The sequence below is a fragment of the Chryseobacterium sp. UF-81 genome, assembly GCF_058245105.1.
In genome coordinates this window covers 283,960-309,392 of record NZ_JBSIBX010000001.1, presented here as the reverse complement: position 1 = coordinate 309,392, position 25,433 = coordinate 283,960, and the positions used below count along the sequence as shown (strand labels likewise).

The window sequence follows — 25,433 nt, the reverse complement described above, 5'->3', positions numbered from 1 at the left end:
ACCTATGATTTTACTGAGTATACATAATCTGAGTTTTCCTATAGAAGATCCGGTTCTAAAATTCCTGTTGGTACTGGTCATCATCCTTGCCGCTCCCCTTCTTCTGAATAAAATTAAAGTTCCGCACTTGTTGGGCCTTATCATTGCAGGAGCTATAATAGGCCCCAATGGCTTTAATGTATTAGCCAGGGACAGCAGCATTGTTGTAACGGGAACTACAGGTCTTCTTTATATCATGTTTCTTGCCGGATTAGAGATCGACATGGGCGATTTTAAAAAAAATAAGTGGAAAAGCCTTACTTTCGGAATTTACACATTTACTGTCCCGTTCGTTCTGGGATATCTTGGCGGTTACTATCTGCTGCATTTCTCTATACTGACCTCTATTCTTTTTGCGAGTCTTTTTTCTTCGCATACATTGATTGCCTACCCGTTAGTCAGCAAACTGGGAATTGCAAAAAATAAAGCAGTGAATATTACAGTCGGCGGAACTATGATTACCGATATTCTGGCGCTTTTGGTTCTTGCCGTCATTGTAGGGATGTCGCAAGGTGATGTGGGTACGGAGTTTTGGGTTAAACTCTCCGTTTCCTTTATCGTTTTTGCCCTGATTGTTCTGATTGTATTTCCAATCATAGGACGTTGGTTCTTCAAAAAGGTAGATGATAAGATTTCACAGTATATTTTTGTGCTTGTCATGATCTATCTGGCAGCGATGCTTGCTGAGCTTGCAGGAGTAGAAGCTATTATTGGAGCATTCTTTGCCGGACTTGCCCTAAACAGGCTCATTCCGCATACCTCATCTTTAATGAACAGAGTAGAGTTTGTAGGAAATGCGATCTTCATTCCGTTCTTTCTGATCAGTGTAGGAATGCTGATCGACTTTAAAGTTTTCTTTAAAAGCTGGGAAACACTGGAGGTAGCGGGAATCATGCTCGTTGCATCCATCGGAGGGAAATATCTCTCAGCGGTAATGACCCAAAAGACCTTCAGGCTGTCTAAGGAAGAAGGAAAGCTTATTTTTGGATTGAGTTCTGCTTCTGCGGCGGCAACATTGGCCTCCGTAATGGTAGGATACAATATTATTCTTTCTGAAACGGAAACCGGTGAACCGGTAAGATTGCTGAATGAGCATGTACTGAACGGAAGTATTCTTCTGATCCTTATTTCCTGTACCATCTCTTCATTTATTTCCATGGCCAGCGCCCAGAAAATTGCAGAAAGCGACAATGAAGATACGGTTTCGGGTAACAGCCATGAAGAGGAAAATATCCTTCTGGCTATTAACCATGAGGAAACTGTGGAAAGAATGGTGAATCTGGGTATTTTGATCAAAGCCCATTCTAATACAGAAAACCTGTTTGCTTTAAATGTCATTAATGAGGATAAAAATGAATCTTCAGTAAAAAATGCTGAAAAACTACTTCATCAGGCTGCCGATGCTGCAGCCGCAGCTGACGTTAAAATGCAGTCTCTGAAAAGGTATGACAATGATGTCATTAATGGAGTTAAAAATGTCATTAAGGAGCAGAACATTACGGATCTTATCATTGGGCTGGAAGATGAAAAAGGCTTCTCTCCTTCTTTTGTGTACAATCTTTACAGCGGATATCTTCAGAATGATGACGTGAACGTGCTGGTGTACCATGCTGCACAGCCACTCTCCACGATAAAAAAATATGCTGTGATGATCCCGGAAAATGCTCATAAGGAAGCTGGATTCTTCCATGCGCTTCTCAGAGTGTGGAATATTGCCAGAAATTCCGGTGCCAGTGTAGTATTTTATGCCCCGGAAAACATATTGGACATTCTTCAGAAGATCGTTAAAAAAGCCAATATAGAAGCTGAATTTATCATTATGAGTACATGGCAGGATGGTGAAAAAACAGCAGCCCAATTGAAAGAAGATGAAGCACTGATTGTCCTGATGGCTAAACGCGGAATGAAGTCTTATATTCCGCGGATGAGGCTTATCCCGGAATTACTGAACAGATACTTAAATGGTAATAATTATCTGTTGATCTTCTCGTTCTCAGAATTTGATGAAAACAGCCCGGAGATACGTTCCGTAGGGAACCATGGAGATTTTGTGGAAATCGGAAATGTGATCCAGAAGATTTTTAAATAACAGGAATGAATAAAAAAGCCGGAAGAAAAATCTTCCGACCTTAGGCTACCAAAGGGGTATCTTTATTGTATGTACCAACGTCCACAAGCATTATGACAACCCAAATTAATATCAGGGTCATAATTTGGAGATTGAAGACAGGCAGTCTGACTTGTATAATATGGCTGCCCTGAGCCCCACCATTGTGCACATTCCGGAGTAATTCCTCCTTTTACAGATTTTAAAGATTCTCTTGAAATTTTTTTTAAATTTTTCATAGTAAATAATGTTTGATGTTTATCCTACTTTTATACTTTAGGATTCGTGTTATGAAAATACATGTTTTATTTTAATTTAAATATATTTTTTTATTAAAATCAAATAAAAAAATTAAAATAATTTCATTGACAGGCACAATTCACAATCTAATGTAATATTGAGAATATAAGATAAAGCTGGAATCAACAATTTGATTTGATGAAGCGGACAGATTGTAATCACATAAAAAGAGCTGTAATAATTTTACAGCTCTTTATCTTTTTTCTTTTATCTAAGTTTTATTCAGCAATAACCTTTACCATGCTTTTTACCTTCACCAGCTTTTCCATCAGCTCTTCTCTGGAATCAGCCAGCACATTGATGTGTCCCATTTTTCGTCCTGGCTTGGTTTCTGTTTTTCCGTAGAGATGAATATAAGTTTTCGGTAGTTTAAGAACATCATCCATTCCTTCATAAATCACTTTTCCTGCATGTCCTTCTGCGCCGACAAGGTTCAGCATTCCGCTGTAAGTAAAAGCATCTGTGTCTGCCAATGGCAGGTTTTTTACAACCCGGTACATCTGCTCAAACTGGGAATTGGCATTTCCTTCCTGGCTTTGATGGCCTGAATTATGCAGCCTCGGAGCAGTTTCATTCACCCATACTTTTCCATTTTTATCAAGAAATAATTCGATGGCAAAAAGCCCCGGAGAATTGACTGCATCCAGAAATTTTTCAGTAATGGAATTGATCTGCTTCTGGATATCATCGCTCAAAAATACAGGGCAGATATTGAAATCCAACAGGTTCAGCTTTGGATCAGCTACCATTTCCGTTACGGGAAAAGTTTTGGTTTCACCATTTTCATTTCTTGCAACAATTACAGAAAGTTCTTTGTCGATGTCTACCAGTTTTTCAATCACAGAATCCTGTACCCAAAAATTTTTCATGTCTTCTGCTGTGCGGATTACCTGAACTCCTTTTCCGTCATATCCTCCCGTATTCATTTTCTGTACGAATGGTAGCAGCATTTTAATTTCGTCAGAACTTCCGTCCATCACTTCAAATTCAGGACTTGGAATATCGTATGTTTTGTAGAATTCTTTCTGGAGGATTTTCTGCTGGATGGTTTTGATAATAGCGGCATTGGGAACTACTTTTACCCCCTGCTTTTCAAGTTCGGCCAAAGCATCAGCATTCACATGTTCTATTTCAATGGTTACCACATCTTTATCTTTTCCGAAATTCAGTACCGTATCATAATCATTGAAATTTCCCTGGGTAAAATGGGAGATGCTGCTGCACGGTGCATCGGAAGCAGGATCGAGTGTATAAAACTGGTCGTCGTATTTCAGTGCGCTTTGTATCAGCATTCTTCCAAGCTGTCCGCCTCCTAAAATTCCTATTTTCATTCTTACTTTATTTTTTTCTATTAGATTTTTAATGGAAAGCTTTATTAAATTTTATCAATCTTTAAATACCCAAGCTCTATTGGATTCTCCTGGTTTTCTGCATCAGATTTTGTCAGGATGATGGAGTATTTTTCTTTCATTTTTTCCGGCAGAATATCATTGACATTGAAAATATCATCAATATCAACACCATGCTTATCATCAATATGGCTCACAGCTCCTTCAAAGCCCATTGTTGCATAAAATTCTGTAGCCTTAGCTCTTTTCACAATTTCCCCCATTGATTTTCCTACCATCAGGTGCTGTTCGTGAAATTCTTCAAAAAAACCTTTTTTATATCCTCCTAAATTAAGGAAATACAACTGGTCTTCAGACGGCTGATCTGTTTTCTCAACGATCTTCACCTCGTATCCGTCTGCAAATTTCACTTCCTGATAACAGTCCAAATGGATCTTCCCTTCTGCTTCTTTCCAGAAATCTTTCATATCGGGAACGAGATCTTTAAGATTTTCTGCGATCCCGAAAAAAACGTCATGCTGCTCGATATTCCTGCCTTTGGGCGTTGCACCGAGAATGATATAAAATAATTTCATTTCACTTTTCATACCTGCAAAAATACATCAAATTTATCTTTTTTAAACGTTTGGCAGAGTACGACAATAGTTTTATATTTGTAGCATGTCAGAAATTATTATTCTGTTTCTCGGCGCAGTTTCCGCCGGTCTTTTGGGTTCACTTACAGGTTTGGGAGGAGGAGTTATTATTATCCCTTTATTGACGCTGGGTTTCGGCGTCCCAATGCATTATGCCATTGGTGCTTCTTTAATTTCTGTGATCGGTACATCTTCGGGTGCTGCCGTAGCTTTCGTGAAGGAAGGTTTCACCAACATGCGGATAGGCATGTTTCTGGAAATCGGGACTACTGCCGGGGCAATTATCGGAGCATTGGTTTCCGGAATGCTTAATCCGAATACCATCGGAATTATTTTCGCCAGTATCCTTTTATTGACAGTTATTATCAACCTTAAGGGAAAACCTGATCACCAGGAACCTTTGATAAAAGGAAGCCTTGAAGAAAAACTGAAACTGTACGGAACGTTTCCTGATAAAGGGGTTGTAAAAAGCTATTCTGCAAGAAATACCGTTTCAGGATTCCTGATGATGCTGTTTGCCGGTGCCATGTCCGGGCTTTTAGGAATCGGGTCTGGTGCATTAAAGGTTTTGGCGATGGACAATATGATGAAGCTGCCGTTTAAGGTTTCTACAACTACAAGTAACTTTATGATCGGTGTAACGGCTGTGGCCAGTGCCCTGATCTACTTCCAGAGGGGTGAGATTATTCCCGTAATTGTAGCTCCGGTACTTATCGGTGTCGTAGTAGGAAGTTTCATAGGTTCAAAAACCCTGATGGTATCCAAAACGAAGAAGCTAAAAGTATTCTTTGCGATTGTGATAACCATTTTATCAATATATATGATGTATAACGGTATCAATAAAAGTTTCAGATAATGAGAAAGAATTTTACAGATGTAGATCTGAACCGTTCGGTAGGAAATCTTCTGAGACTTGGTGTTATTTTATCCGTGGCAACATCATTGATCGGCTTTATCAAGCTTTTTATGGAAGGCTTTAAAATGCCTGAAAAATATACTTCTCTGGAAATGGGCTCGTCATCTGAAAAGGTATGGGCAATGTTTTGGAATTCTTTATGCAAGGGGGAAGGCATGGCCATTATTCAGCTGGGAATACTACTGCTGATCTTTACGCCTCTGGTCAGGATTATTTTTGCACTGGTAGGGTATCTAAAAGAAAAAGACTACGTGTATGTAGTCATTTCTTCAATTGTGTTGGCGATTATGGCAATCAGTTTCTTTGCAGGTTACGCTCACTAATTTTACATTTCATAAAATTCCAGCGGAAGCTGATCCGGATCCTGGGTAAAGAAAAATTCCTTTCCTGTGTATTCATCTATGCGGATATCCTCGCAGATGAGTCCTTTGGCTATAAGCTCATCTCTTTTGATCCCGACATTTTCTACAGAGAAAGCCAAATGCCTTAAACCACATGACTCCGGACGGGAAGGCCTTGGCGGCGGATCGAGAAATGAAAACAGTTCAATAACGTAATGATCTCCGATAGCGAGGTCAAGCTTATAGGACTGTCTTTCTTCACGGTATACTTCGCGGATTATAGTAAGACCTAAAACTTCAGTGTAAAATTTCTTTGAGACTTTATAATCTGAGCATATAATGGCAATGTGATGGATCTTCATTTTAAATGTTTTTTAATTCTTCTGTCAGATTTGATAGGTTTTGAAGTGAAATCAGGTTTTCAGCTCTTCATTATTTTATTTCTCTGCAATTCTCTTTTCTTCTGGTATCTACAATATACTGAATTTTCCAGTCATTCTGTTGCCTAACCAGTTGAAAGCTGTTCGCCCCACAATGTGAGAATTTACCTTTGAAGAAGAAAGAATACGGCGTGAACACACTTGCAAGCCCACCATCAGTATGGATTGCATCTATGATAATCCTTTCATCAAGATCATCTTTTGAAAATTTGGAAACAGAGGCGATAAATTCCTGTACATTTTCATTTTTCACTGTTCCGTCCTTAGTAATACTCTGAAGAATGGCTCCTTCTGCAAAAGCGGATTTCATCAGTTCAGGATCTGCATTCTTCATCCCTAAAAACAGGTTACGGATTGGTTTTTCTATTTCCAGGTTCTGCTGTCCGAAACAAAAAGCACCAAAGAGCAGGGCAGCTGCAATAAGTTTATTCATATGGGATTTAATTAATCTGACAGGATAAAAATAGGAAAAATTATGGCAAACTCTTAAATTAACAAAGCTTAAAAAGCGAATTGATTTGAATTGTTTAAAAAATAAACTATTTTTATCCGTTGATTAAATTTTATGTGGGGTATTTATTTGTCGTTAATCGGATTGCTGGTGCTTTTGACACTATTGCCTAAAATTCAGAATTCCCATTGGATATTCAGGGTTCCGGAGTTTGGTAAGATCCAGATAACCTATATTGTTGTTATTACTTTTATTGCAGGTCTTCTGATTGATCATCCTCAGGATTTCTGGTATGGACAGGGAGTTTTACTCTTACTCTTTGTTCATCATGGGGTCACGCTTGTAAAATATACTCCGCTCTATCCTGTGAAAAAGCATAAGCAGCAGCAATCTTCTCAAAGGCTGCATTTCATTTCTGCCAATGTTTATCAGTTTAATAAAGAATATGGCAGATTTATCAGCCTTATTAAAAAATACAGGCCCGAAGTCTTCATGACCATGGAAAGCAATGGCGATTGGGAACAGGCCATGCAAGCTCTTGAAAAAGATTATCCGTTCCAGCATAAAGTAACTCTTGAAAACACCTACGGAATGCACTTCTACTCTAAGCTTGAGGTTAAGAGTGCTCAGACCCATTATTTCGTAGCTGATGATATTCCTAGCATTGAAATACACCTAAAGACCGAAGATGGTTTTTCATTTGTGTTTTTCGGAGTGCATCCGCCTCCACCGAGCCCTACTGAAGAGGAGACTTCAAAAGAAAGGGATGGTGATCTTTTAAGTGCGGCCAAACGGGTAAAAGATATCCATGAGCCGGTGATTGTGGTGGGAGACTTTAATAATGTAGCATGGTCAAAATCATCCATATTATTTAGAAAAACAAGCCATTTGATTGATCCCAGAATCGGGCGTTCCTTTGTGTCTACCTTTCATGCCAAATACCGCCTGTTGAGATTCCCTATCGATCTGATGTTCCACAGTGAGGATATTTTTATCAAAGAGCTTAAAACTCTGGAAAATTTCGGTTCAGACCATCTTCCGGTCTACTGTGAGTTTTTCATAGACCATCACAATGATGAACAGGAAGAACGGGTTCAGGAAGCTACCCAGGAAGAAAAAGCGGAAGCAGAAGAAATGATACAGGAAGGAAAAGAAGAAGACGGCAACCGTGATGAAGTGGTAACTGAAGGATAAAATCCTTTCTCACATGAGCTGATAATTTTTCCCCATAAAAAAAGAGACTGTCGCTTGACAGTCTCTTTTTTTATTATATTGTATTCTAAAAATATTAGAATAATTCTTTTCTGATGATGTTCTGGCTTCTTTCAGGACCTACAGAAACCAAATATACATTGATTCCCAAATACTCCTCAATAAACTCGATGTATTTCTGAGCATTATCCGGAAGTTCGTCATAGCTTCTTACTTTTGTAAGATCTTCGTTCCAGCCTGGTAAATCGTGATAAATTGGCTCGTAGTTGTACAATTTCTCCGTTGAAGAAGTGAAATAATCGATGATTTTTCCGTCCTCAGTTTTATAATGGGTTACAATCTTTAAGTTTTCGATCCCCGTAAGAACGTCTAGCTTTGTAATAACAAGGTTATTGATTCCGTTGATCATACAAGCATGTTTTAAAGAAACAAGGTCTAACCAGCCTGTTCTCCTTGGTCTGCCTGTTGTAGCTCCAAACTCACCACCGATCTGTCTGATCTTTTCTCCCAATTCGTTATCCAGTTCAGAAGGGAAAGGCCCGTTTCCTACTCTTGTGCAATAGGCTTTGGCAACACCGATAAGGTTTTGAAGTGAAGTCGGCGGTACACCTGCTCCCGTACAAACTCCTCCTGTAGACGGAGAAGATGAAGTTACGTATGGATATGTCCCGAAGTCGATATCCAGCATCAATGCCTGAGCTCCTTCGAATAAAACATTTTTACCGTCTCTGATCGCTTCATTCAGCTCAACTTCTGTATCTACGATTCTGTCCTGAAGCTGTTTTCCGATGGCTAAGAATTCGTTATAAATTTCTTCTACATCCAGTGTCGGTTTTCCGTAGTATTTTTCAAAAAGAGAATTTTTAACTTTTAAATTCTTCTCAATTTTATCTCTTAAGATTTCCGGATTTAAAAGGTCTACCATTCTGATCCCGATTCTTGCGATCTTATCTTCATAGCATGGCCCGATTCCTTTTTTCGTAGTTCCGATCTGAGTTCCTCCATGTTCCTCTTCACGGTAAGTATCCAAAAGAATGTGGTAAGGCATGATCACATGCGCTCTTCTGCTGATAAAAATGTGGTCAGTTCTCAAGCCTTTGCTCTCGATCTGGCCAACCTCTTTAATGAAAGATTTTGGGTTTACCACTACTCCATTAGCAATGATACATTTCCCTTTGCACTGCAGTACACCAGAAGGAAGAAGGTGAAGTACAAATTTTTCTTCGCCTACATAAACCGTGTGACCAGCGTTGTCTCCTCCTTGGAAACGAACAACATAATCCGATTTAGCCGATAAAACATCCGTGATTTTTCCTTTACCTTCATCTCCATACTGAAGACCTACAACTACGTAAGTTGACATATTTTACTTTTATTTTAGATTCATGCAAAATTACTTTTTAAAAATAGGGTGGGCAAATTATGAGGGAAATTTATTTTATGGGTGGGGTGGAAATCATAGAATTATATAGAATTTTCCTTCAGTATATTAACTTTATTATGTTTGAAAGTTTACAAATTAATTTCATTAAATCAATATAAGATCCAATTTCTATTATTTGGTAAATATCAATAATTGGTAACTTTGAATTAAATTAAAATGGAATGAAATGGCAAAAAACACATCCATATTATTGGGAGATTATTTTGATAATTTCATCAGTAAACAAATAAAATCCGGAAAATACTCTTCTGCCAGTGAGGTAATAAGAAATGCTCTTAGATTATTTGAATATGAACAGTCTAAGAAATCAGAATTAATCAATGAATTAAAAAAGGAGAAAAATCTGGCTTTGTTGAAAGTTTTGACCGCAAAGAATTCTTAAAAAATATTTATCAAAACAACGTGATTAGATGAATAGACTAAAAATTTAAAATCATCAAAAAAGCACTTGATGATCTTAAATGAGGTTTAATTAATTCCGTATATTTGATTGTCTACTGAAATAATAAGGCAATCCATATGGCATCAAAAGAATCATCCTACTTCTCCCCATCCCCAACCAGCAAAACAAAACTCTTCCATACCCTGTTCACGCCTGATGCAGTTCCCGTAAAAGCCACTCTGCTTATTATCCACGGCATGCAGGAACACAGCGGAAGATATGCTGAAATTGCCGGTTATTTTGCAGACCGGGGATTTGCTGTACTCACCTATGATCATCTGGGACATGGAAAATCGGTGAAAGACAAAAAAGACATCGGGTTTTTCCAGCAGGACCAACCTGATGAAAAGCTTATTTCAGACGCTGAAGCAATGAGTAAATATCTTCACCAACAATATCCTGATGTCCCCCATTTTGTTCTTGGACATTCCATGGGATCATTTGTTACACGCTGTCTTCTGCAAAAATCCAGTGGGAAATTTACCGGAGCTGTCATTGTTGGAACCGGTGGTCCTTTGGCCGGCATTAGCCTGATAAAAGGATATCTCTCCTTAGCTAATAAAATAGCACCGCATTATCCGACTTATCTCAATACTCTTTTCAATATTGTCAATAATAAACATTTCAAGAAAGATCCGGATTTCAGCGACACGAGCTGGCTCAGCCTGAATCCTGCCAACAGAAAAGCTTTTGCCCAAGATGAGCTCTGCGGACTCCCTTTTACCAATAATGCTTTCTATGCGCTGTTCAGCATTTACAAAAAGGCTACAGCAAGAAACTGGGCTTCCACTATTTCAGAATCTTTTCCTTTTTTGTTTATCAGTGGACAGAATGATCCGATAGGAGATTTCAGTAAAGGTGTGCAACAAACAGTTGATCATTTGAAACAGGATGGATTCAAAGATGTAGATGCTAAAATCTATCCCGAAATGCGCCACGAAATATTAAATGAGAAAATCAAAGCAGATGTCTTCAATGATATATACCAGTGGATTCTAAAGCATTTATAACATTAATGTCCGTGTTCATCTGTAAAATCTGCGGGAGATCTTTATGTTTGAAGGCTGCAAGCTTACTTTCTTCTTTCATTTTTTTAATTATTATATATTTAAGCATTGATAATTATAACAAAAACACAAAAAATTATGGCTAAAAGATTAAATTTTATTGTTGCTCTACTTTCCCTCATAACATTTTCTCTACATGCTCAGAATAAAACGATTGATTATTTAAACATTCCTGGCCCAATTAAAATGGATAGCAAAACCTATAATTTGGTCTGGAGCTCTCATCCCAATGAAAATTATTACAAGCAGGAATATTTATGTTCCAACGAAAAGATTGAAAAATACAATACATTAACTTTGATCGAATTTGTAAAGGGAGATTTCAATCTTAAAGATGTTATTGATCAAAAAGTAAGCGAACTTGAAAAAATGAAGCAATCGAATCCGGTTGTAAATTATAAAATATATGAAAATGATGGTGAATATATTTTAGATTTTCTCATGAGCGAAAATTCGAAAGATGGAAAGGAAATACTAATTGCAGAAAGAAATATATACCGTTATAAGCTGATTACTGCAAATGAAAACAAAGGTGTCTTACTTTTCGCCATAAGTGAAAGAGGTTATAAAGAAAATATGGCGAAATTTTTCAACAATCTAAAAAATAACTCTGCTCATTTAATAGAAGTCGTTGGGAATTATAAACTACCCAATGTTCAGTTAAAATAAAACTTTGCGAACAACAGAGAAACGTTACCTCCACTCGAACCTTATAGGTTTTAGAAACCTATAAGGTTTACATCTCCAATAAAAAATACAATATATATCTACATCATCTGCAAAATCTGCTAGAGATTCTTAGCTAATTTATCCTTTATACGATTCTTCAAATGTAAATTGTGACTGTCATTGCGAACCGTAGGTGAAGCAATCTGGATTGCTTCGTCCTTGCGCTCCTCGCAATGACAAATACAACAAAAACATCTGCTCAATCAGCAAAATCTGCGGAGCATAAAATCATCAGGTCATAACGGTTCAATTTAATCTAAAACAATCTCCCGCTCCACTCCGATCTCTTCCAGAAACACCTCATCATGCGAAATAACTAGCAAAGTCCCATGATAATCTTTAATAGATCTCGTTAAAATTTCCACATTCTGCAGATCCAAATTATTCGTAGGTTCATCAAGGACAATCATATCAGGTGCTGTACTGCTTATGGAAAGTCCGCACAGAAGCACCCTTAAGCGCTCTCCTCCGCTCAATAGTCCGCATTTCTTATCCCAGGCTTCTTTTCCAAACAAAAATCTGGACAACAAAGTTTTCACTTCAGACTCCTGCATCGCACCGTCATTAAACTGTTGTACAAAATCATACACGCTTATTTCCTGCCCGATCAGGGAATATTCCTGGTCAATGTAAATCGTATTAAATTCTGACCTCGAAATATTACCAACAGTCGGTTGTAAACTTCCCAACAACAGTTTTATCAAGGTCGTTTTCCCCGATCCGTTTGAGCCTTTGATAGAAATTCTGTCGCCACTTCTGATCTCAAGACTGAGATTATCTTTCCATAGGTTTTCATTTCCGTATTTGAAATTAGTATCCTCCGCATTGATCAGAATTTTCCCGGAATGCAGACTGGAATCGTTGAAATTCACTTTCATCTGATCAGAATTTTTCAGTGAAGAACGAAGATCGCGAAGGTCACCGGAAATGCCGCTGATTTTTTCAGCATGAACACCTTTTAATCTGGATGTATTTTTCTCAGCATTATTCCGTAAGGTATTCATCATAATTCTTGCCACACCGGATTTTTCCTGTTTCTGTTTTCCTCTTGCATCCAGTTTCTGTTTACGTTCTATGGTTTCCCGCTCCTTTTCTTTTGCCTTTTTCAGGGCCCTTTCTTTAGCATGAATGTCATTATAAAGTGCCTCCTGCTCTATTTCTTTCTGCTCAGCATAAAAGTCATAATTTCCGCCATAGGAAGCTATGCCCTGGTTACTCAATTCAAATATAGTGTCAGCAAGATTCAGCAATGAACGGTCATGACTCACCATAACCACTTCTGCATCCGTTTTTTCGATAAAACTGTAAAGTAAGTTTCGCCCTTCCAGATCAAGGTGATTTGTAGGCTCATCCAGAATAATAATGTCCGGCTGACTGATCTGAATACCAGCCAGAAAAACTTTTGTTTTCTGACCTCCGCTTAAGCTTTCCAGCTTTTGACTTAATTCCAGTTCTTCTAGTTTCCAGTAACTTAATGCATTCTGGCAGCGTTCTTCAATATCCCAATCATCATTTAGAATCTCAAAATATTCTTCATCCACTTCGCCACTGATGATCTTTTGAAGAGCATTCAGCTTTTTGTCAATTTTAAGACATTCTGCAACAGACAGATGATCAAAATTGCCAAACATCTGTGGAACATAGTATACATCACCCCTGACCGTTACACTTCCTTCTAAAGGTTGAATTTCCCGGCCAATGATCTTCAGGAGCGTAGATTTCCCAATACCATTACTTCCGGCTAATGCGGATATGGTGTGAGGCTGTATAGTTAAATTGATTGAATTAAAAAGGAGATCCTCTCCCGGAAACCCGTAAGATATATTTTGTAGTAAAATCATTATTTCTTTCTTAGTAATAGTTAAACATCAGCAGCGCCAGGCTACTGTTTGATAGATCGGAAAGAAACTGAATCCTACATGTTATAATCAGGTTTTTGGAAATACAAAGATAGTAAATTATTAATTATTTATTTTTTTCAGGTAAAAAACATAAAATCTTCATCTGAAAAACAAAGGCAAAAGCACAAAAAACATCATATTTTTATCATGCTCAAATTCATTGGATCAGAATTTTGTTTACGTAAAGGACTTTTAAATCGAAGATTTTTCCAAACAGCTTACGATAATTAAAGCCGTAAAAGGTGAATTATTTCAATATATTCTTTTTAAATTATATGTTTATTAAATCCGGAATAAAAGTAGAAAAGATTTTCATCAAAAATCCGTAACTTTGCCGACTACTAAAATTTTTTATGGAAAGCATTAAAGTTCACGACAAAACTTTCGTTCCTTATCTGAAGGATGCCGAAATTCAGGAAATTGTAAAAGAAACAGCGTTAAGGATTTATGAAGATTACAAAGACGAGGTTCCTGTTTTTATCGGGGTTCTGAACGGGGTGATCATGTTCTTCTCAGATCTTTTAAAATACTACCCTGGCGAATGCGAAATTGCTTTCATCCAGATGAGTTCGTATGCAGGAACAGAGTCTACAGGGATTGTTTACCAGAAAATGGAGCTGACTAAAGATGTGAAAGACCGTCACATTATTCTTGTAGAAGATATTGTGGATACGGGAAACACGGTTGAGAGCCTGTTCAAATATTTTACGGAAACGCAACGTCCGAAATCTGTAAAGCTGGCTTCATTCTTATTAAAGCCTGATGTTTACAAAAAAGATTTCAAGCTGGATTATATCGGAAAAGAGATTCCAAATAAATTTGTCCTTGGGTATGGTCTTGATTATGATGAATTAGGAAGAAATCTTTCGAATCTGTATCAACTGGAAGAAGGCCAGATCAACCATTAATTACTGCTACTAGCTTTTGGCTATTAGCCATTAGCTTTAAATATTAAAATCGAAATAAAGTAAATATTAACTAAAAAAGCTAAAGGCTGAAAGCTTAGTGCCGGAAGCTGCAGGCGAATCAACATTATGATAAACATTGTTCTGTTCGGCCCTCCAGGAAGTGGAAAAGGAACACAAGCTCAAAACCTGATCGAAAAATTCAATTTAAAACAGATTTCAACAGGCGACCTTTTCAGATACAACATGAAAAATGATACCGAGCTTGGAAAACTGGCTAAGTCTTACATCGATAAGGGAGAACTGGTTCCGGATCAGGTAACAACGGATATGCTGATCGACGAGCTCAGAAAACCTACCGATACCAACGGATTTATCTTTGATGGCTACCCAAGAACTACTGCCCAGACGGAAGCTTTGGAAAAAATTGTAGCAGAGGAACTGAACGACAAGATCGACATTTGTCTTTCATTAGTGGTAGAAGATAAAATTTTAGTGGAAAGACTTCTGAAGAGAGGTGAAACCAGCGGAAGATCTGACGACAGCAATGTGGAGATCATTGAAAACAGAATTAAAGAATATTATACTAAAACAGCAGAAGTTGCCGAACTTTACAAACAACAGGGTAAATATGTTGAAGTAAACGGTGTAGGAGAAATTGATGAAATTTCCCAAAAGCTTTTCGCTGAAGTCGAAAAAATTAAATAATCGGGATATGGATTACAGGGTTCTAAAATTCGGGCCCTGTAACCTACACCCCGCAACACAAACTATATGTCTAACTTTGTAGATTACGTAAAGATCCATTGTAAAAGCGGACACGGAGGTGCTGGTTCTGCCCACCTTCGCCGTGAAAAATATATTCCTAAAGGTGGTCCGGATGGAGGCGACGGAGGCCGTGGCGGACACGTCATCATGAGAGGGAATGCTCAGGAATGGACTTTACTTCCGCTTCGCTACACCCGTCACATAAAAGCGGACCGTGGTGAAAACGGAGCAAAAAACCAGCTGACCGGCGCTGACGGTTCTGATATTTATATTGATGTTCCGATCGGGACTATCGCTAAAAATGAAGATGGAGAAATTATCGGCGAAATTCTTGAAGACAAGCAGGAAATTATCCTGATGCAGGGAGGAAAAGGAGGAAAAGGAAACGAGCATTTCAAATCTTCTACCAACCAGACGCCAAGATATGCACAGCCAGGAATGGATGGCGAGGAAGGTTTTGTTGTTTTTGAGCTTAAAATTTTGGCCGATGTAGGTTTAGTTGGTTTTCCAAATGCCGGAAAATCTACCCTTCTTGCATCCGTATCTGCTGCCAAACCTAAGATCGCTAACTATGCATTTACAACTCTGACCCCCAATCTTGGCATTGTGGACTACAGAAATTACAAATCATTTGTAATGGCTGATATTCCGGGAATCATTGAAGGTGCTGCAGAAGGAAAAGGTCTGGGACACAGATTCTTAAGACATATTGAAAGAAATTCCATCTTATTATTCTTAATTCCGGCTGATTCTGAAAGTCACTTTCAGGAGTTTAAAATTCTGGAAAATGAATTATCAGAATATAATCCGGAACTATTAGATAAGGATTTCATCATTTCTATTTCAAAATCTGATCTTCTGGATGATGAACTGAAAAAAGAAATTTATGCTGAATTCCCTGAAAACAGGAAGCCGTTATTCTTCTCCGGTGTTACGGGAGAAGGTCTTGTAGAACTGAAAGACGCTGTCTGGAAAAAACTTCACGGATAAAAGATGATACACCCATTGAAGAAAATAACAGCACCCTCTGTTATTTTTGTTTCATTTCTGTTGCCTGCCCTGACTTATGCTCAGGACAGCTTTTCATTCATGGAAACATCCAAACAGGATGAACCGGCCCCTTTAAATAATAAGGCGTTCTTTAAGTATGAATTCAATAAAAGGCTACAGTATAAGCTTACCTACGAGAAGGCGGAGAATCATGGTATCAGTAATGAGCTAAGCAATATTATAGAATATTACACCAATGAAACCGATCTTTCTGTACTGTATTTTGACAACAGCAGAAATGGGGTTATTTATAATTTAAATAAAGATACCAATCCTGTTCTTCCTGTTTCGATCAAGGATGAGAGTAAAGAGATCAAACCCGGCAATTTTGATTATTTCACCGGAGACATTCCCTTAGAATCTGAAATTGCTGACATCAGAAAAAGGAAAAAGTTAAAAACTGACCGGATATTAGAGTTAGTTGAAAAGAAAACGGAAAATGATCTTATCCATTATAAATATAATCTTATCCGTAATAATAAAGCAAAAACGAATCTGGGAATTATTGAGCTGGATGTAACCAACGATGACCAGAATTTCAACAATAATATTCTTTATGACATGGAACCTTTGTTCTTTAAAAATAAGATCTTTTTTGACAAAGGGGAAATAAAAACCTATTCTTATTATAATACAGCTAAGAAGAGAACAAAGTATTATGAATCAATGAATAATGATTCTGTACTTTTAAGATTATCATTCACCAAAGGCTGTTGTGTTTCATCTCTGGAATAGCTTCTATACTGAGACCGGTCTGCATTTGGAATAATTATTGAAAGAAACCAGGAAACCATCGGCTATGAAATATATACTAAGTCTTTGTGCATTTATATGTTTATTTTCTTGCACAACCCAGAAAACCAATTCAAAATACGCTAAAATTGAATATGAAGCAGGAGCATGCTTTGGATCCTGTCCTATCTTCACGATGACCATCAACCCGGACAGGACGGCCATATTGGAAGCTGAGCATTTCAATTTTTCGAAAGATTTTTCAAAAGGTGAATTTTCAAAACCACGTGAGGGAACTTTTAAAGGGGTGATCAAAGAAGCAGATTATAACAAATTGGTTTCTCTACTGAATGGTCTTGACGTGAAAAATCTAAAAGACAAATACGGAACAAGAAATATCACGGACCTCTCAACTTCATATCTAAGAATTAATTTTACGGACGGAACTTCCAAAAATGTAGAAGACTACGGCAAAAGAGGAAGTGAAAAATTAAGAGAAGTTTACCTGTTCATTGAAGACCTGAGACATAATCAGCAGTGGGCAAAAGTAAAATAATTCGTTTAAAAATATTTAGACTACCTTTGCATCGTATAATTCCTTCACATTGAGGGAATTTTATTTTAAATTAAAAAAACAGTTCATTTGAATTTTACAGACCTAAACTTAATAGAACCTATTGCAAAAGCAATTCAGGAACAGGGATATACAAACCCAACACCCATTCAGGAGAGATCTATCCCTGAAATTTTAAAAGGTAGCGACTTTTTGGGATGCGCACAGACAGGAACAGGAAAGACAGCGGCGTTTGCTATTCCTATTCTTCAGAATTTATCAAAAAACAAGACCAAAAATAATCATATAAAAGCCCTGATCTTAACGCCAACAAGAGAACTTGCCATACAGATCGAGGAAAACATTAATGCATACGGGAAATACCTTCCGCTAAAACAGCTCGTAATTTTCGGAGGTGTAAAGCAGGGAAATCAGGAGGCCGCCTTAAGAAAAGGTATCGACATTCTGGTAGCAACCCCCGGCAGACTTCTGGATTTTATCGCTCAAGGTATTATCAGCTTAAAGAACATCGAAATCTTTGTTCTTGATGAGGCAGACAGAATGCTCGATATGGGTTTTGTGCACGACGTAAAAAGAGTCATCAAACTTCTTCCACAGAGAAGACAGACTTTATTCTTTTCAGCGACAATGCCTTCTGAAATCCAGAAGCTGGCAGATTCTATCCTGAATAATCCTGTGAAAGTAGAAGTGACTCCGGTTTCTTCCACTGCAGAAACGATTAAACAGTCGGTTTATTTTGTAGAAAAAGACAACAAGCTGAACCTTCTTTCCCATATTTTAGAGAACGACATTGCGGATTCCGTTCTGGTATTTTCGAGAACGAAACACGGTGCCGATAAAATTGCAAGAAAACTTCAGAAAGACAATATTTCAGCAGAGGCTATTCACGGGAATAAATCCCAGAATGCAAGGCAGAATGCCCTGAATAATTTTAAGTCCGGAAAAACAAGGATTCTGGTTGCTACAGACATCGCTGCAAGAGGTATTGACATTGATGAACTTAAATATGTAATCAACTTCGAACTTTCTGATGTTTCTGAAACGTATGTTCACAGAATCGGAAGAACGGGAAGAGCGGGAGCTGAAGGATCTTCAATTTCTTTTGTAGACAGCCTTGACCTTTTAAATTTAAGGAATACAGAAAAACTTATCGGCAAGAAAATTCCAGTTATAAAGGACCATCCTTTCCATACAGATGATCTTGTAGCACAAAAAAGAGATTCTAATAACAAGCCTATGGCAGCCGGCGGTGACAGAAGACCTCCGAGATCTCCAAAACCGCAGACTAATAACAATAAACCTGCAGGCAGCACTCCGACCGGGTTCAAGAAACCTAAGAATAAAAATTTCACCAGAAAAAAATAATACGAAAGCCCTTTCCAACGAAAGGGCTTTTTTATATAGAATTTTCAGATTTAAAAACGGTTGCCCTACTCATGATTCTGAGATTTTTAAATATAAAGGGGCTTTTGGATGTTAAAGAAAATTTAGATTATAAAACTGGAATTACTAATTTGATTCTTTACCGAGACTATTTGGATCGGGTGATATAAGAATTTGTCTTCGACAAAATAAGCAGAGCTCAGTAATCCATCTTTAAACTCAATTATCTGAATACTCAGACTTTCTCTGTTTCTTTCTGAATGGAGAAGCAATAAGCAATAATACTGAAAGGAAGGCAAGCCGCCAGATAGGTGGTTGAAAAAAGATTATGCTGGAAACCCAGTCCGAAAAGCAAAAATTTTTCCACTACAAAGCTGAGCATCACCAGAAAAACAATATATGCCGAAAAATAAAATACATCATTTATTGTTCTGACATAAAAAGCCACAAACAGAGTTACCCCGAAAAAAAACAATATGACAAATTTATTGCTTTGCCCCTGAAGAGTCAGTGGATTGTGCTGTATAATGTAATCAAGATTTTCAGCAGGAAAAAAAACGGTTAATAGTAATATGGCTATGGTGAGCATAAATGCTGCAGCTGTTTTTATTTTACGGTTTACACCTGTGGCCAGAAAAGGCTTCAGTAAAAAAATAATCAGTGGGATAACAGCCACACTCCTTGTCAGAAATAAAACACCAAGGCATACTCCCAACAGCGCCGGTTTCTGAAAATAATCTCCCTTAAACTTACTGTGCCAGAAAAGGATGAATGCAGCCACGAAAATAAAAGAAGAAATAAAATCACTCTTACATACCACTTCATAAATGTAAGACAAGGATATTCCAAACATCAGTATAGCTGTGAACCTGATCAGATTGTTTTTAAATTCCAGAAGCACAGCATAAGAAAACAGCAAAAAAACAGCTACCTGAAGATAGCCAACATTTCCTAGCAGATACGCAGGGAGAGCCAGTAAAAGCTGCCCGGGAAGGTACGAGGATAAGTTCCCCATAAAGTTATGGATATCATAAATATATTTTCCGTGAATCCAGTAATCTAAAGAAAATTCCAGCGTTTGCCAACGGTCTATATTCATTTGATAAGGATCTTTTAAGATATGGCATAAAGCAATATACCCAACTCCTAAAATCCCCGTCAAAACATAGACAAGCTTTACATTAATCTTTTTTACCAACAGTTCATTCTTTCTTACAAGAAACAGGAAAACATGTACAGCAATAAAGACAACAATCAGTATACTAATGGGTATAAATGACTGTCGAATACCATATTTGGTCAGGAATAAAAAATTGATCACAAAATAGACTGCAAACAGCATTAAACTGCTTACCTTACTGTTTTTTGTAGAGATTAAAATTTTATTCATATGAATAAGTTAACGGGAAAAAATTCTATTAGCATTTTCAGTAGTGATTTCATCAATTTCAGAAAAATCTTTACCATAGATATTCACCAACTTTCCGGCTACGAGATCCAGATAAGCGCTTTCATTTCTTTTGCCTCTATGCGGAACAGGTGCCAGATAAGGTGAATCTGTTTCCAGAACAATCTTATCCAGAGGTATTTCATTCAGGAACTGATCAATCTTACCGTTTTTGAACGTTACAACGCCTCCGATTCCCAATATAAAATTCAGATCTATGGCATGTTTGGCCTGTTCCAGATCTCCTGAAAAACAATGAAAAATTCCACGAAGTTTGGGATGTTTTTTTCTTTCAAGGACCTCAAATGTTTCATCAAAGCTTTCTCTTGTATGGATCACGATAGGGAGATCTTTTTCTATAGCCCAGTCGATCTGCTGTTCAAAAGCCTTAACCTGGATATCCAGCGTTGTTTTATCCCAGTAAAGATCGATCCCAATCTCTCCTATTGCCGGAAAATCCTTTTCTTCCAGATAATTTTTAACGATATCAAGCTCTTTTTCCCAGGATTCAGGCTTTACATAGCACGGATGAAGCCCCATCATGGAAATGATCTGTCCCGGATAATCGGCTTCCAGCTGAAGCATCTTTTCATGGGATTCCGAATCAATGGCAGGGAGGTAAAATTTTGTGATTCCTTTATCTACTGCTCTCTGTATAGCCTCTTTTCTGTCTTCATCAAATTCTTCAGCGTATAAATGGGTATGTGTATCAATCATTGTCTTAAAATTTTAACAGATCTTCATAAGGGTTTTCCAGTTCCATCAGTAAGCCGAAGGCCGGTTCGGTCTTCACTCCCTGTTTTTTCAGATCTATTATTTTATGTTTAAAATCTGCTCCTTTTTCTTTTAATATTTTATATTCGGCAAGCATATGCCGATAAGCATTCTGTTCAGTTGAGGGTATATTCTGTCCGAAAATCTCTATGGGAAATTCTTCCAGCATAAAGTTCAGAATGATGCTTTTTTCTCCATTAATAATGATATTTTCAATTTTCACTTCAGCATCCGCAGGAACTAATCGGTTAGCCGTGATATTATCGAGGAAATCTTTTTCAAATTCAAGATTAACTTCACAAATGATATCCAGATCACTGTTTTCAATATCGATTTCAATAGGAATTGTTCCGGCAAGAACTGGAGAATAGGGTTTTAATTTCTCAAAGATCTGATATTTTTGAAGAACTTCATAAGCTCTTTTCTGCCTTTCGTTTCCTGATTTCAAATAAATAAGGTTTGAAAAATCAATCATTTATAAAAATTTTGTGCCTTACTTTTCCTCTCTGAACTTCAATTCTCTGACTTAATTTTTCTCTAAATTCAATATATTTTGGATCCTTCTCATCATCAGTTCTATGTTCCAGTGCTTTATTGATCTTAAAATTTTCTTTGATAAAACTTTTTGTCTCATCTGAAAAATAGGCTTCTCCGAATTTATCAAAAATGTAACTGACAGCCTGCGATGTCGGATGGATCATATCTTCCTTATAAAAACGGTAATCACGCAAATCATCCATCAGTATTTCATAAATGGGCAGGTAATGGCAATTTTCCAACTGCAAAATTGCTTCATGAACGGCAGTGATGAGTTTGGATTTGCTGAGCTGATTTTCAATCATCCCATCCTTGGTATGACGTACGGGTGACACGGTAAACAGGATCTGTACATCATCCCTGCAGATATCTTTCAGGTTTAAAACCGTATTATAGATGGAGTCTGTAAGTTCCTGATGGGAAAGCAACCGCTTTTCAAAAAACTTCTGCGGAATTTTGTGGCAGTTAGCAGCCAGTTTTTTCTTTGGAATAAATTCATAAATAAATGAAGTTCCGTACGTAATGATTACCCACCCTGTATCCTGCAGAAATCTGTTTCCTACTTCTATCCCCATATTAATCCTGTCCAGAGTTTGATGGACATATCTTCTGTCGAAGCTGCTATGATGGTCTAGGGAGATAAATTCGTCGTTAAAAGTGATCAGCTCATCTTCTGTATAAAACTCTGAATCATGAAGCCTTTTAACGGCATTACTGATCGAAAACGGATTAAAAATAGTTCCGAACGGATTATTGACCGTCTGAAGCTGTCCTTGACCCAGCAAATCTGCCATTTCTGAGGCAAAACAGGATCCTATTGAAAATATTTTATCTTCAACATCAATCTTTTTTTCTGATTCCGGAATGTTAACTTCAGTTCTGAATTTCATTATTTAGGTAGCAGATAATAGGTAGCTGGTGGCAGATAACAAGTGGCAGGTAGTAGTCAGTCTTTGAAAACTTACAACCTCTTACCTGTCATCTTAGCTTTCTCTTCTCAACAGATAATTAGCCAGTTCTATGAAAGGTTTTTTCTTTTCTTCGGGAATATTGATCTTCTCCAGGTAGCTCTGCCCTATTTCGTTGTGCTTTTCGATCAGGCGCAATGCTTTTTCATCCACTTTAGTTCTTCTGAAGATTTTTTCAACACCATATACTTTATCAATATTATCGGTTTTCTTACCATACCAGTGGTCTAATTCTCTTCTTTCTTCTTCTGTGGCATGTTCTCTGGCTAAAAGATAAAGAACGGTTTTTTTATTTTCATAAATATCCCCTGCATGCTTCTTCCCAAACTGAGCCTGGTCTCCAAATACATCAAGATAATCATCCATAATCTGGAACGCAATACCGATATGTTTTCCGAAATTAAAGATAGCTTTGGCATCTTTAAAATTAGCTTTTGCAATAAGTGCCCCTATTTCAAAGGAAGATGCACTCAGAACCCCTGTTTTGTAAGTGATCATTCTGATATAATCATCGTATGTTACATTCTCCTGAGTTTCAAAATTGATGTCGTATTGCTGCCCTTCACACAGAAGAAGTCCTGTATGCGTAAAGATCCTGATACAAGCCTTAAAAATTTCAGGTTCAAGGTCTTCAAAAAATTTATAGGCTTTCAGCATCAGTCCGTCTCCGGAAAGGATCCCGACATTGATCCCATGAAGGGTATGGATAGTAGGCTTATTCCTTCTTAAAGGAGCTTCATCCATAATATCATCATGGATAAGGGTGAAATTATGGAAAAATTCAATGGCCAGTGCAGGTTTTATTGCCTGTTTAAGGTCTCCGCCAAAGAGGTCGCAGGCCATCAGTACCATAATAGGACGAAGACGCTTTCCGCCATGGGAAATGATGTAGTTCATCGGATCATAGAGTTCTGCGGGCTTGTCTTTGAAAGTATACTTAGTAATGGCTTCAGCAACAATCTGCTGGTATCTGTCTAAAAATTCCATAAAATCTAATAGTTTGAACAAAAATACAATTTTTCAAGGCTTTATAAAACAAAAAACTTCGTCCCGAAGGACAAAGTTTATATGATGTATTGTGCATTTAAATTAAGACAGAAATGTTACTGCAAGATAAGTAAGCGCAGCAACAATTGCTGAAATAGGAATTGTCAGTATCCAAGCCCAAAGAAGGCTTACTGTAATTCCCCATCTTACAGCAGAGATTCTTTTCGTTAATCCTACCCCGATAATGGAGCCTGTAATGGTATGTGTTGTAGATACGGGAATACTAAGCTGATCTGTCAGGAAAAGTGTAATAGCTCCTGCCGTTTCAGCACTTACTCCTTCCAATGGAGTTACTTTCGTAATTTTCGTCCCCATTGTCTTGATGATCTTCCAGCCTCCGCTCATTGTTCCTAAACCAATCGCAAGGAATGATACCAAAGGAACCCAAAGATAGTGCTGTGCGAAGTAATCAAAACGACCGGCAGACGGAATGTTAAGGTATACCGGATCGTGCAGCATTTCCACGTGATAGTAAATCAGGGCAGCACCAATAATACCCATTACTTTCTGAGCATCATTCAGACCGTGACCTACACTGAAAAGTGCTGATGAAACAAGCTGTAATCTCTTGAAAGACTTGTCTGCTTTGTACGGGTTGGATCTTTTATAAAGATGAACAATAATTAATGTAATGATGATTGATATTACCATCCCTATTATCGGAGCCATGAAAATGAAAAGGAAAATAGGAATCACTTTATCAAATTTTACAACACTCTGAGTTGTTAACTGATGAAAAGCCTGTTTTAATGTATCAAACATCCCAAGATTTGGCTGTGTGGCTACAACATTGTGATAGTCCAGCATGAAAGCATGCATCAGGGCCGCTCCTAAAAACCCTCCGATAAGTGTATGCGAAGATGAAGATGGGATACCAAACCACCAGGTTAAAAGATTCCATGCGATTGCTGCCAAAAGACCTGAAAATATCACTTCAAGTGTGATAAAATTCTCATTCACTGTTTTAGCAATGGTGTTCCCTATCCTGAATTCACCTATCACATAGGCTGCTAAAAAGAAGGCTGCAAAGTTCCATAGTGCTGCCCAAAGTACAGCCTGAAAAGGGCTTAAAACTTTTGTAGAAACAATGGTTGCGATTGAATTGGCCGCATCATGAAAACCATTAATATAATCGAAAATTAAAGCCAAAGCAATAATAACCGTAAGTAAAATCGGAAATTCCATTTCTGTAAGTTATAATTGTTTTAAGCGTATTTAATCATGATGTTCTCAATCGTGTTGGCAACATCTTCTGCTTTGTCAGTTACTATTTCAAGATAATTAAGTACAGATGAAACTTTGATAATGTTAATGGCATCATTAGTTTCAAAAAGATCTACCATTGAGTTGGAAAGCAGGTCATCTGCAATGTTTTCAATAGAGTTCACTTTGATACATGCTTCTTTTACCTGGTCCATATTTTTGAAGCCTTTAAGGTTTTTCATCGCATTCTGGATCTCAAGACAAGCTTTGTGGATCAATAATGAAAAATCTGAGTAAGCCTTCATTTCAGGCGATTTGTATAGGAAGATGTATTTTGTGGAAGCATAGATGTAATCAGCGATATCATCAAGGCCGGTTGCCAGGGTGTGAATATCTTCACGGTCGAACGGCGTAATGAAGTTTTTTCCTAATTCAACAAAGATCTCATGGGTCAGTTCGTCGTTTTTGTGCTCATAGTCGCTCATTCTTTTTAACATTGTATCATCATTAAGATCGAAATCTTTGATACCGTTATTAAAGTCTTCAGACATTGCCACTAGGTTCTCCGTTACTTTTTCAAAAAGCACAAAGAAGATTTTATCTTTTGGTTGAAAAGCGTGGAAAATATTACCAATTCCCATTTTTATGTATTTATAATTTGAGTGCAAATTT

Annotated in this window: 27 protein-coding genes; 13 read left to right on the top strand and 14 right to left on the bottom strand. The window is 37.5% G+C overall.

The window, feature by feature from the left end:
- Nucleotides 1-4: 4 nt before the first annotated feature.
- The gene (locus AC4IFE_RS01510) at nt 5-2,128 is read left to right on the top strand and encodes a cation:proton antiporter (RefSeq protein ID WP_490754326.1); all 2,124 of its coding nucleotides are present in this window, start codon (nt 5-7) and stop codon (nt 2,126-2,128) included.
- A gap of 62 nt (nt 2,129-2,190) precedes the next feature.
- On the opposite strand, the gene AC4IFE_RS01505 is transcribed toward AC4IFE_RS01510, so the two are convergent.
- The 3 genes from AC4IFE_RS01505 to AC4IFE_RS01495 form a co-directional block, all read right to left on the bottom strand.
- Nucleotides 2,191-2,385, bottom strand: a complete 195-nt coding sequence (locus tag AC4IFE_RS01505) for a bacteriocin-like protein (RefSeq protein WP_146897209.1) — start codon at nt 2,383-2,385, stop codon at nt 2,191-2,193.
- Nucleotides 2,386-2,664: 279 nt separating this feature from the next.
- Nucleotides 2,665-3,777 carry a 5-(carboxyamino)imidazole ribonucleotide synthase gene (locus AC4IFE_RS01500; RefSeq protein WP_490754324.1) on the bottom strand — a complete coding sequence of 371 codons (1,113 nt, stop codon included), beginning with the start codon at nt 3,775-3,777 and terminating at the stop codon, nt 2,665-2,667.
- Nucleotides 3,778-3,821: 44 nt separating this feature from the next.
- Nucleotides 3,822-4,370 carry a DUF1543 domain-containing protein gene (locus AC4IFE_RS01495; RefSeq protein WP_490754322.1) on the bottom strand — a complete coding sequence of 183 codons (549 nt, stop codon included), beginning with the start codon at nt 4,368-4,370 and terminating at the stop codon, nt 3,822-3,824.
- Nucleotides 4,371-4,455: 85 nt separating this feature from the next.
- Here AC4IFE_RS01495 and AC4IFE_RS01490 point away from each other — a divergent pair, with 85 nt between their 5' ends.
- The gene (locus AC4IFE_RS01490; protein ID WP_490754320.1) at nt 4,456-5,286 is read left to right on the top strand and encodes a sulfite exporter TauE/SafE family protein; all 831 of its coding nucleotides are present in this window, start codon (nt 4,456-4,458) and stop codon (nt 5,284-5,286) included.
- Complete coding sequence (locus tag AC4IFE_RS01485) at nt 5,286-5,669, top strand: DUF1634 domain-containing protein (protein ID WP_490754319.1); 384 nt, start codon at nt 5,286-5,288, stop codon at nt 5,667-5,669. Before AC4IFE_RS01490 ends, AC4IFE_RS01485 begins: the two co-directional genes overlap by 1 nt.
- A 2-nt stretch (nt 5,670-5,671) precedes the next feature.
- On the opposite strand, the gene gloA2 is transcribed toward AC4IFE_RS01485, so the two are convergent.
- Both gloA2 and AC4IFE_RS01475 read right to left on the bottom strand, forming a co-directional pair.
- Nucleotides 5,672-6,049 carry an SMU1112c/YaeR family gloxylase I-like metalloprotein gene (gene gloA2 / locus AC4IFE_RS01480; RefSeq protein ID WP_490754318.1) on the bottom strand — a complete coding sequence of 126 codons (378 nt, stop codon included), beginning with the start codon at nt 6,047-6,049 and terminating at the stop codon, nt 5,672-5,674.
- 70 nt (nt 6,050-6,119) lie between these two features.
- Nucleotides 6,120-6,560, bottom strand: coding sequence for a nuclear transport factor 2 family protein (locus AC4IFE_RS01475; RefSeq protein ID WP_490754316.1), 441 nt, complete (start codon nt 6,558-6,560; stop codon nt 6,120-6,122).
- A 132-nt stretch (nt 6,561-6,692) separates the two neighbouring features.
- On the opposite strand from AC4IFE_RS01475, the gene AC4IFE_RS01470 reads away from it, so the two are divergent.
- Nucleotides 6,693-7,772 carry an endonuclease/exonuclease/phosphatase family protein gene (locus AC4IFE_RS01470; RefSeq protein ID WP_490754314.1) on the top strand — a complete coding sequence of 360 codons (1,080 nt, stop codon included), beginning with the start codon at nt 6,693-6,695 and terminating at the stop codon, nt 7,770-7,772.
- Between the two features lie 94 nt (nt 7,773-7,866).
- Here the strand turns inward: AC4IFE_RS01470 and AC4IFE_RS01465 are convergent, their stop codons facing one another.
- The gene (locus AC4IFE_RS01465) at nt 7,867-9,153 is read right to left on the bottom strand and encodes an adenylosuccinate synthase (RefSeq protein WP_490754312.1); all 1,287 of its coding nucleotides are present in this window, start codon (nt 9,151-9,153) and stop codon (nt 7,867-7,869) included.
- A 247-nt stretch (nt 9,154-9,400) separates the two neighbouring features.
- Here AC4IFE_RS01465 and AC4IFE_RS01460 point away from each other — a divergent pair, with 247 nt between their 5' ends.
- The 3 genes from AC4IFE_RS01460 (at nt 9,401) to AC4IFE_RS01450 (ending at nt 11,412) form a co-directional block, all read left to right on the top strand.
- Nucleotides 9,401-9,616 (top strand): type II toxin-antitoxin system ParD family antitoxin, encoded by a 216-nt coding sequence (locus tag AC4IFE_RS01460; RefSeq protein ID WP_490754311.1) that lies wholly within the window; start codon nt 9,401-9,403, stop codon nt 9,614-9,616.
- A gap of 137 nt (nt 9,617-9,753) precedes the next feature.
- Nucleotides 9,754-10,686, top strand: a complete 933-nt coding sequence (locus AC4IFE_RS01455) for an alpha/beta fold hydrolase (RefSeq protein WP_490754309.1) — start codon at nt 9,754-9,756, stop codon at nt 10,684-10,686.
- A 135-nt stretch (nt 10,687-10,821) separates the two neighbouring features.
- Nucleotides 10,822-11,412, top strand: coding sequence for an HI_0983 family protein (locus AC4IFE_RS01450; RefSeq protein WP_490754308.1), 591 nt, complete (start codon nt 10,822-10,824; stop codon nt 11,410-11,412).
- A 311-nt stretch (nt 11,413-11,723) separates the two neighbouring features.
- Here the strand turns inward: AC4IFE_RS01450 and AC4IFE_RS01445 are convergent, their stop codons facing one another.
- Nucleotides 11,724-13,313, bottom strand: a complete 1,590-nt coding sequence (locus tag AC4IFE_RS01445; RefSeq protein WP_490754306.1) for an ABC-F family ATP-binding cassette domain-containing protein — start codon at nt 13,311-13,313, stop codon at nt 11,724-11,726.
- A 413-nt stretch (nt 13,314-13,726) separates the two neighbouring features.
- Here AC4IFE_RS01445 and AC4IFE_RS01440 point away from each other — a divergent pair, with 413 nt between their 5' ends.
- The 6 genes from AC4IFE_RS01440 to AC4IFE_RS01415 all read left to right on the top strand — a co-directional run bounded on the left by AC4IFE_RS01440 (nt 13,727) and on the right by AC4IFE_RS01415 (nt 18,767).
- Nucleotides 13,727-14,281: a phosphoribosyltransferase gene (locus AC4IFE_RS01440; RefSeq protein WP_223558909.1), complete on the top strand. Its 555-nt coding sequence runs from the start codon at nt 13,727-13,729 to the stop codon at nt 14,279-14,281.
- Nucleotides 14,282-14,407: 126 nt separating this feature from the next.
- Nucleotides 14,408-14,986: an adenylate kinase gene (locus AC4IFE_RS01435; RefSeq protein WP_490754304.1), complete on the top strand. Its 579-nt coding sequence runs from the start codon at nt 14,408-14,410 to the stop codon at nt 14,984-14,986.
- Between the two features lie 66 nt (nt 14,987-15,052).
- Complete coding sequence (obgE, locus tag AC4IFE_RS01430) at nt 15,053-16,036, top strand: GTPase ObgE (protein WP_490754302.1); 984 nt, start codon at nt 15,053-15,055, stop codon at nt 16,034-16,036.
- Between the two features lie 15 nt (nt 16,037-16,051).
- Nucleotides 16,052-16,831, top strand: a complete 780-nt coding sequence (locus AC4IFE_RS01425) for a hypothetical protein (protein WP_490754301.1) — start codon at nt 16,052-16,054, stop codon at nt 16,829-16,831.
- Nucleotides 16,832-16,895: 64 nt separating this feature from the next.
- Nucleotides 16,896-17,384, top strand: a complete 489-nt coding sequence (locus tag AC4IFE_RS01420; RefSeq protein ID WP_490754299.1) for a DUF6438 domain-containing protein — start codon at nt 16,896-16,898, stop codon at nt 17,382-17,384.
- 87 nt (nt 17,385-17,471) lie between these two features.
- On the top strand, nt 17,472-18,767 hold the full coding sequence (locus tag AC4IFE_RS01415; RefSeq protein ID WP_490754298.1) for a DEAD/DEAH box helicase: 1,296 nt from the start codon (nt 17,472-17,474) through the stop codon (nt 18,765-18,767).
- Nucleotides 18,768-19,020: 253 nt separating this feature from the next.
- On the opposite strand, the gene AC4IFE_RS01410 is transcribed toward AC4IFE_RS01415, so the two are convergent.
- The 7 genes from AC4IFE_RS01410 to AC4IFE_RS01380 form a co-directional block, all read right to left on the bottom strand.
- Complete coding sequence (locus AC4IFE_RS01410; protein WP_490754296.1) at nt 19,021-20,175, bottom strand: hypothetical protein; 1,155 nt, start codon at nt 20,173-20,175, stop codon at nt 19,021-19,023.
- 9 nt (nt 20,176-20,184) lie between these two features.
- Nucleotides 20,185-20,949 (bottom strand): TatD family hydrolase, encoded by a 765-nt coding sequence (locus AC4IFE_RS01405; protein ID WP_490754295.1) that lies wholly within the window; start codon nt 20,947-20,949, stop codon nt 20,185-20,187.
- 4 nt (nt 20,950-20,953) lie between these two features.
- Entirely contained in the window at nt 20,954-21,481 is a 528-nt protein-coding gene (locus AC4IFE_RS01400) for a DUF4269 domain-containing protein (protein ID WP_490754293.1), read from the bottom strand.
- On the bottom strand, nt 21,474-22,433 hold the full coding sequence (locus AC4IFE_RS01395; protein WP_490754292.1) for a GSCFA domain-containing protein: 960 nt from the start codon (nt 22,431-22,433) through the stop codon (nt 21,474-21,476). Before AC4IFE_RS01395 ends, AC4IFE_RS01400 begins: the two co-directional genes overlap by 8 nt.
- Nucleotides 22,434-22,526: 93 nt before the next feature.
- Complete coding sequence (locus AC4IFE_RS01390; RefSeq protein ID WP_490754796.1) at nt 22,527-23,498, bottom strand: polyprenyl synthetase family protein; 972 nt, start codon at nt 23,496-23,498, stop codon at nt 22,527-22,529.
- 102 nt (nt 23,499-23,600) lie between these two features.
- On the bottom strand, nt 23,601-24,743 hold the full coding sequence (locus tag AC4IFE_RS01385; RefSeq protein ID WP_490754290.1) for an inorganic phosphate transporter: 1,143 nt from the start codon (nt 24,741-24,743) through the stop codon (nt 23,601-23,603).
- A gap of 20 nt (nt 24,744-24,763) precedes the next feature.
- Nucleotides 24,764-25,402: a DUF47 domain-containing protein gene (locus AC4IFE_RS01380; RefSeq protein ID WP_040998750.1), complete on the bottom strand. Its 639-nt coding sequence runs from the start codon at nt 25,400-25,402 to the stop codon at nt 24,764-24,766.
- Nucleotides 25,403-25,433: the final 31 nt, after the last annotated feature.

Excerpts from the sequence above, each read along its gene's own strand:
- AC4IFE_RS01510 (WP_490754326.1), top strand. The coding sequence starts at position 5 with ATGATTTTACTGAGTATACATAATCTGAGTTTTCCTATAGAAGATCCG.
- AC4IFE_RS01505 (WP_146897209.1), bottom strand. The coding sequence starts at position 2,385 with ATGAAAAATTTAAAAAAAATTTCAAGAGAATCTTTAAAATCTGTAAAA.
- AC4IFE_RS01500 (WP_490754324.1), bottom strand. The coding sequence starts at position 3,777 with ATGAAAATAGGAATTTTAGGAGGCGGACAGCTTGGAAGAATGCTGATA.
- AC4IFE_RS01495 (WP_490754322.1), bottom strand. The coding sequence starts at position 4,370 with ATGAAATTATTTTATATCATTCTCGGTGCAACGCCCAAAGGCAGGAAT.
- AC4IFE_RS01490 (WP_490754320.1), top strand. The coding sequence starts at position 4,456 with ATGTCAGAAATTATTATTCTGTTTCTCGGCGCAGTTTCCGCCGGTCTT.
- AC4IFE_RS01485 (WP_490754319.1), top strand. The coding sequence starts at position 5,286 with ATGAGAAAGAATTTTACAGATGTAGATCTGAACCGTTCGGTAGGAAAT.
- gloA2 (WP_490754318.1), bottom strand. The coding sequence starts at position 6,049 with ATGAAGATCCATCACATTGCCATTATATGCTCAGATTATAAAGTCTCA.
- AC4IFE_RS01475 (WP_490754316.1), bottom strand. The coding sequence starts at position 6,560 with ATGAATAAACTTATTGCAGCTGCCCTGCTCTTTGGTGCTTTTTGTTTC.
- AC4IFE_RS01470 (WP_490754314.1), top strand. The coding sequence starts at position 6,693 with ATGTGGGGTATTTATTTGTCGTTAATCGGATTGCTGGTGCTTTTGACA.
- AC4IFE_RS01465 (WP_490754312.1), bottom strand. The coding sequence starts at position 9,153 with ATGTCAACTTACGTAGTTGTAGGTCTTCAGTATGGAGATGAAGGTAAA.
- AC4IFE_RS01460 (WP_490754311.1), top strand. The coding sequence starts at position 9,401 with ATGGCAAAAAACACATCCATATTATTGGGAGATTATTTTGATAATTTC.
- AC4IFE_RS01455 (WP_490754309.1), top strand. The coding sequence starts at position 9,754 with ATGGCATCAAAAGAATCATCCTACTTCTCCCCATCCCCAACCAGCAAA.
- AC4IFE_RS01450 (WP_490754308.1), top strand. The coding sequence starts at position 10,822 with ATGGCTAAAAGATTAAATTTTATTGTTGCTCTACTTTCCCTCATAACA.
- AC4IFE_RS01445 (WP_490754306.1), bottom strand. The coding sequence starts at position 13,313 with ATGATTTTACTACAAAATATATCTTACGGGTTTCCGGGAGAGGATCTC.
- AC4IFE_RS01440 (WP_223558909.1), top strand. The coding sequence starts at position 13,727 with ATGGAAAGCATTAAAGTTCACGACAAAACTTTCGTTCCTTATCTGAAG.
- AC4IFE_RS01435 (WP_490754304.1), top strand. The coding sequence starts at position 14,408 with ATGATAAACATTGTTCTGTTCGGCCCTCCAGGAAGTGGAAAAGGAACA.
- obgE (WP_490754302.1), top strand. The coding sequence starts at position 15,053 with ATGTCTAACTTTGTAGATTACGTAAAGATCCATTGTAAAAGCGGACAC.
- AC4IFE_RS01420 (WP_490754299.1), top strand. The coding sequence starts at position 16,896 with ATGAAATATATACTAAGTCTTTGTGCATTTATATGTTTATTTTCTTGC.
- AC4IFE_RS01410 (WP_490754296.1), bottom strand. The coding sequence starts at position 20,175 with ATGAATAAAATTTTAATCTCTACAAAAAACAGTAAGGTAAGCAGTTTA.
- AC4IFE_RS01405 (WP_490754295.1), bottom strand. The coding sequence starts at position 20,949 with ATGATTGATACACATACCCATTTATACGCTGAAGAATTTGATGAAGAC.
- AC4IFE_RS01400 (WP_490754293.1), bottom strand. The coding sequence starts at position 21,481 with ATGATTGATTTTTCAAACCTTATTTATTTGAAATCAGGAAACGAAAGG.
- AC4IFE_RS01395 (WP_490754292.1), bottom strand. The coding sequence starts at position 22,433 with ATGAAATTCAGAACTGAAGTTAACATTCCGGAATCAGAAAAAAAGATT.
- AC4IFE_RS01390 (WP_490754796.1), bottom strand. The coding sequence starts at position 23,498 with ATGGAATTTTTAGACAGATACCAGCAGATTGTTGCTGAAGCCATTACT.
- AC4IFE_RS01385 (WP_490754290.1), bottom strand. The coding sequence starts at position 24,743 with ATGGAATTTCCGATTTTACTTACGGTTATTATTGCTTTGGCTTTAATT.
- AC4IFE_RS01380 (WP_040998750.1), bottom strand. The coding sequence starts at position 25,402 with ATGGGAATTGGTAATATTTTCCACGCTTTTCAACCAAAAGATAAAATC.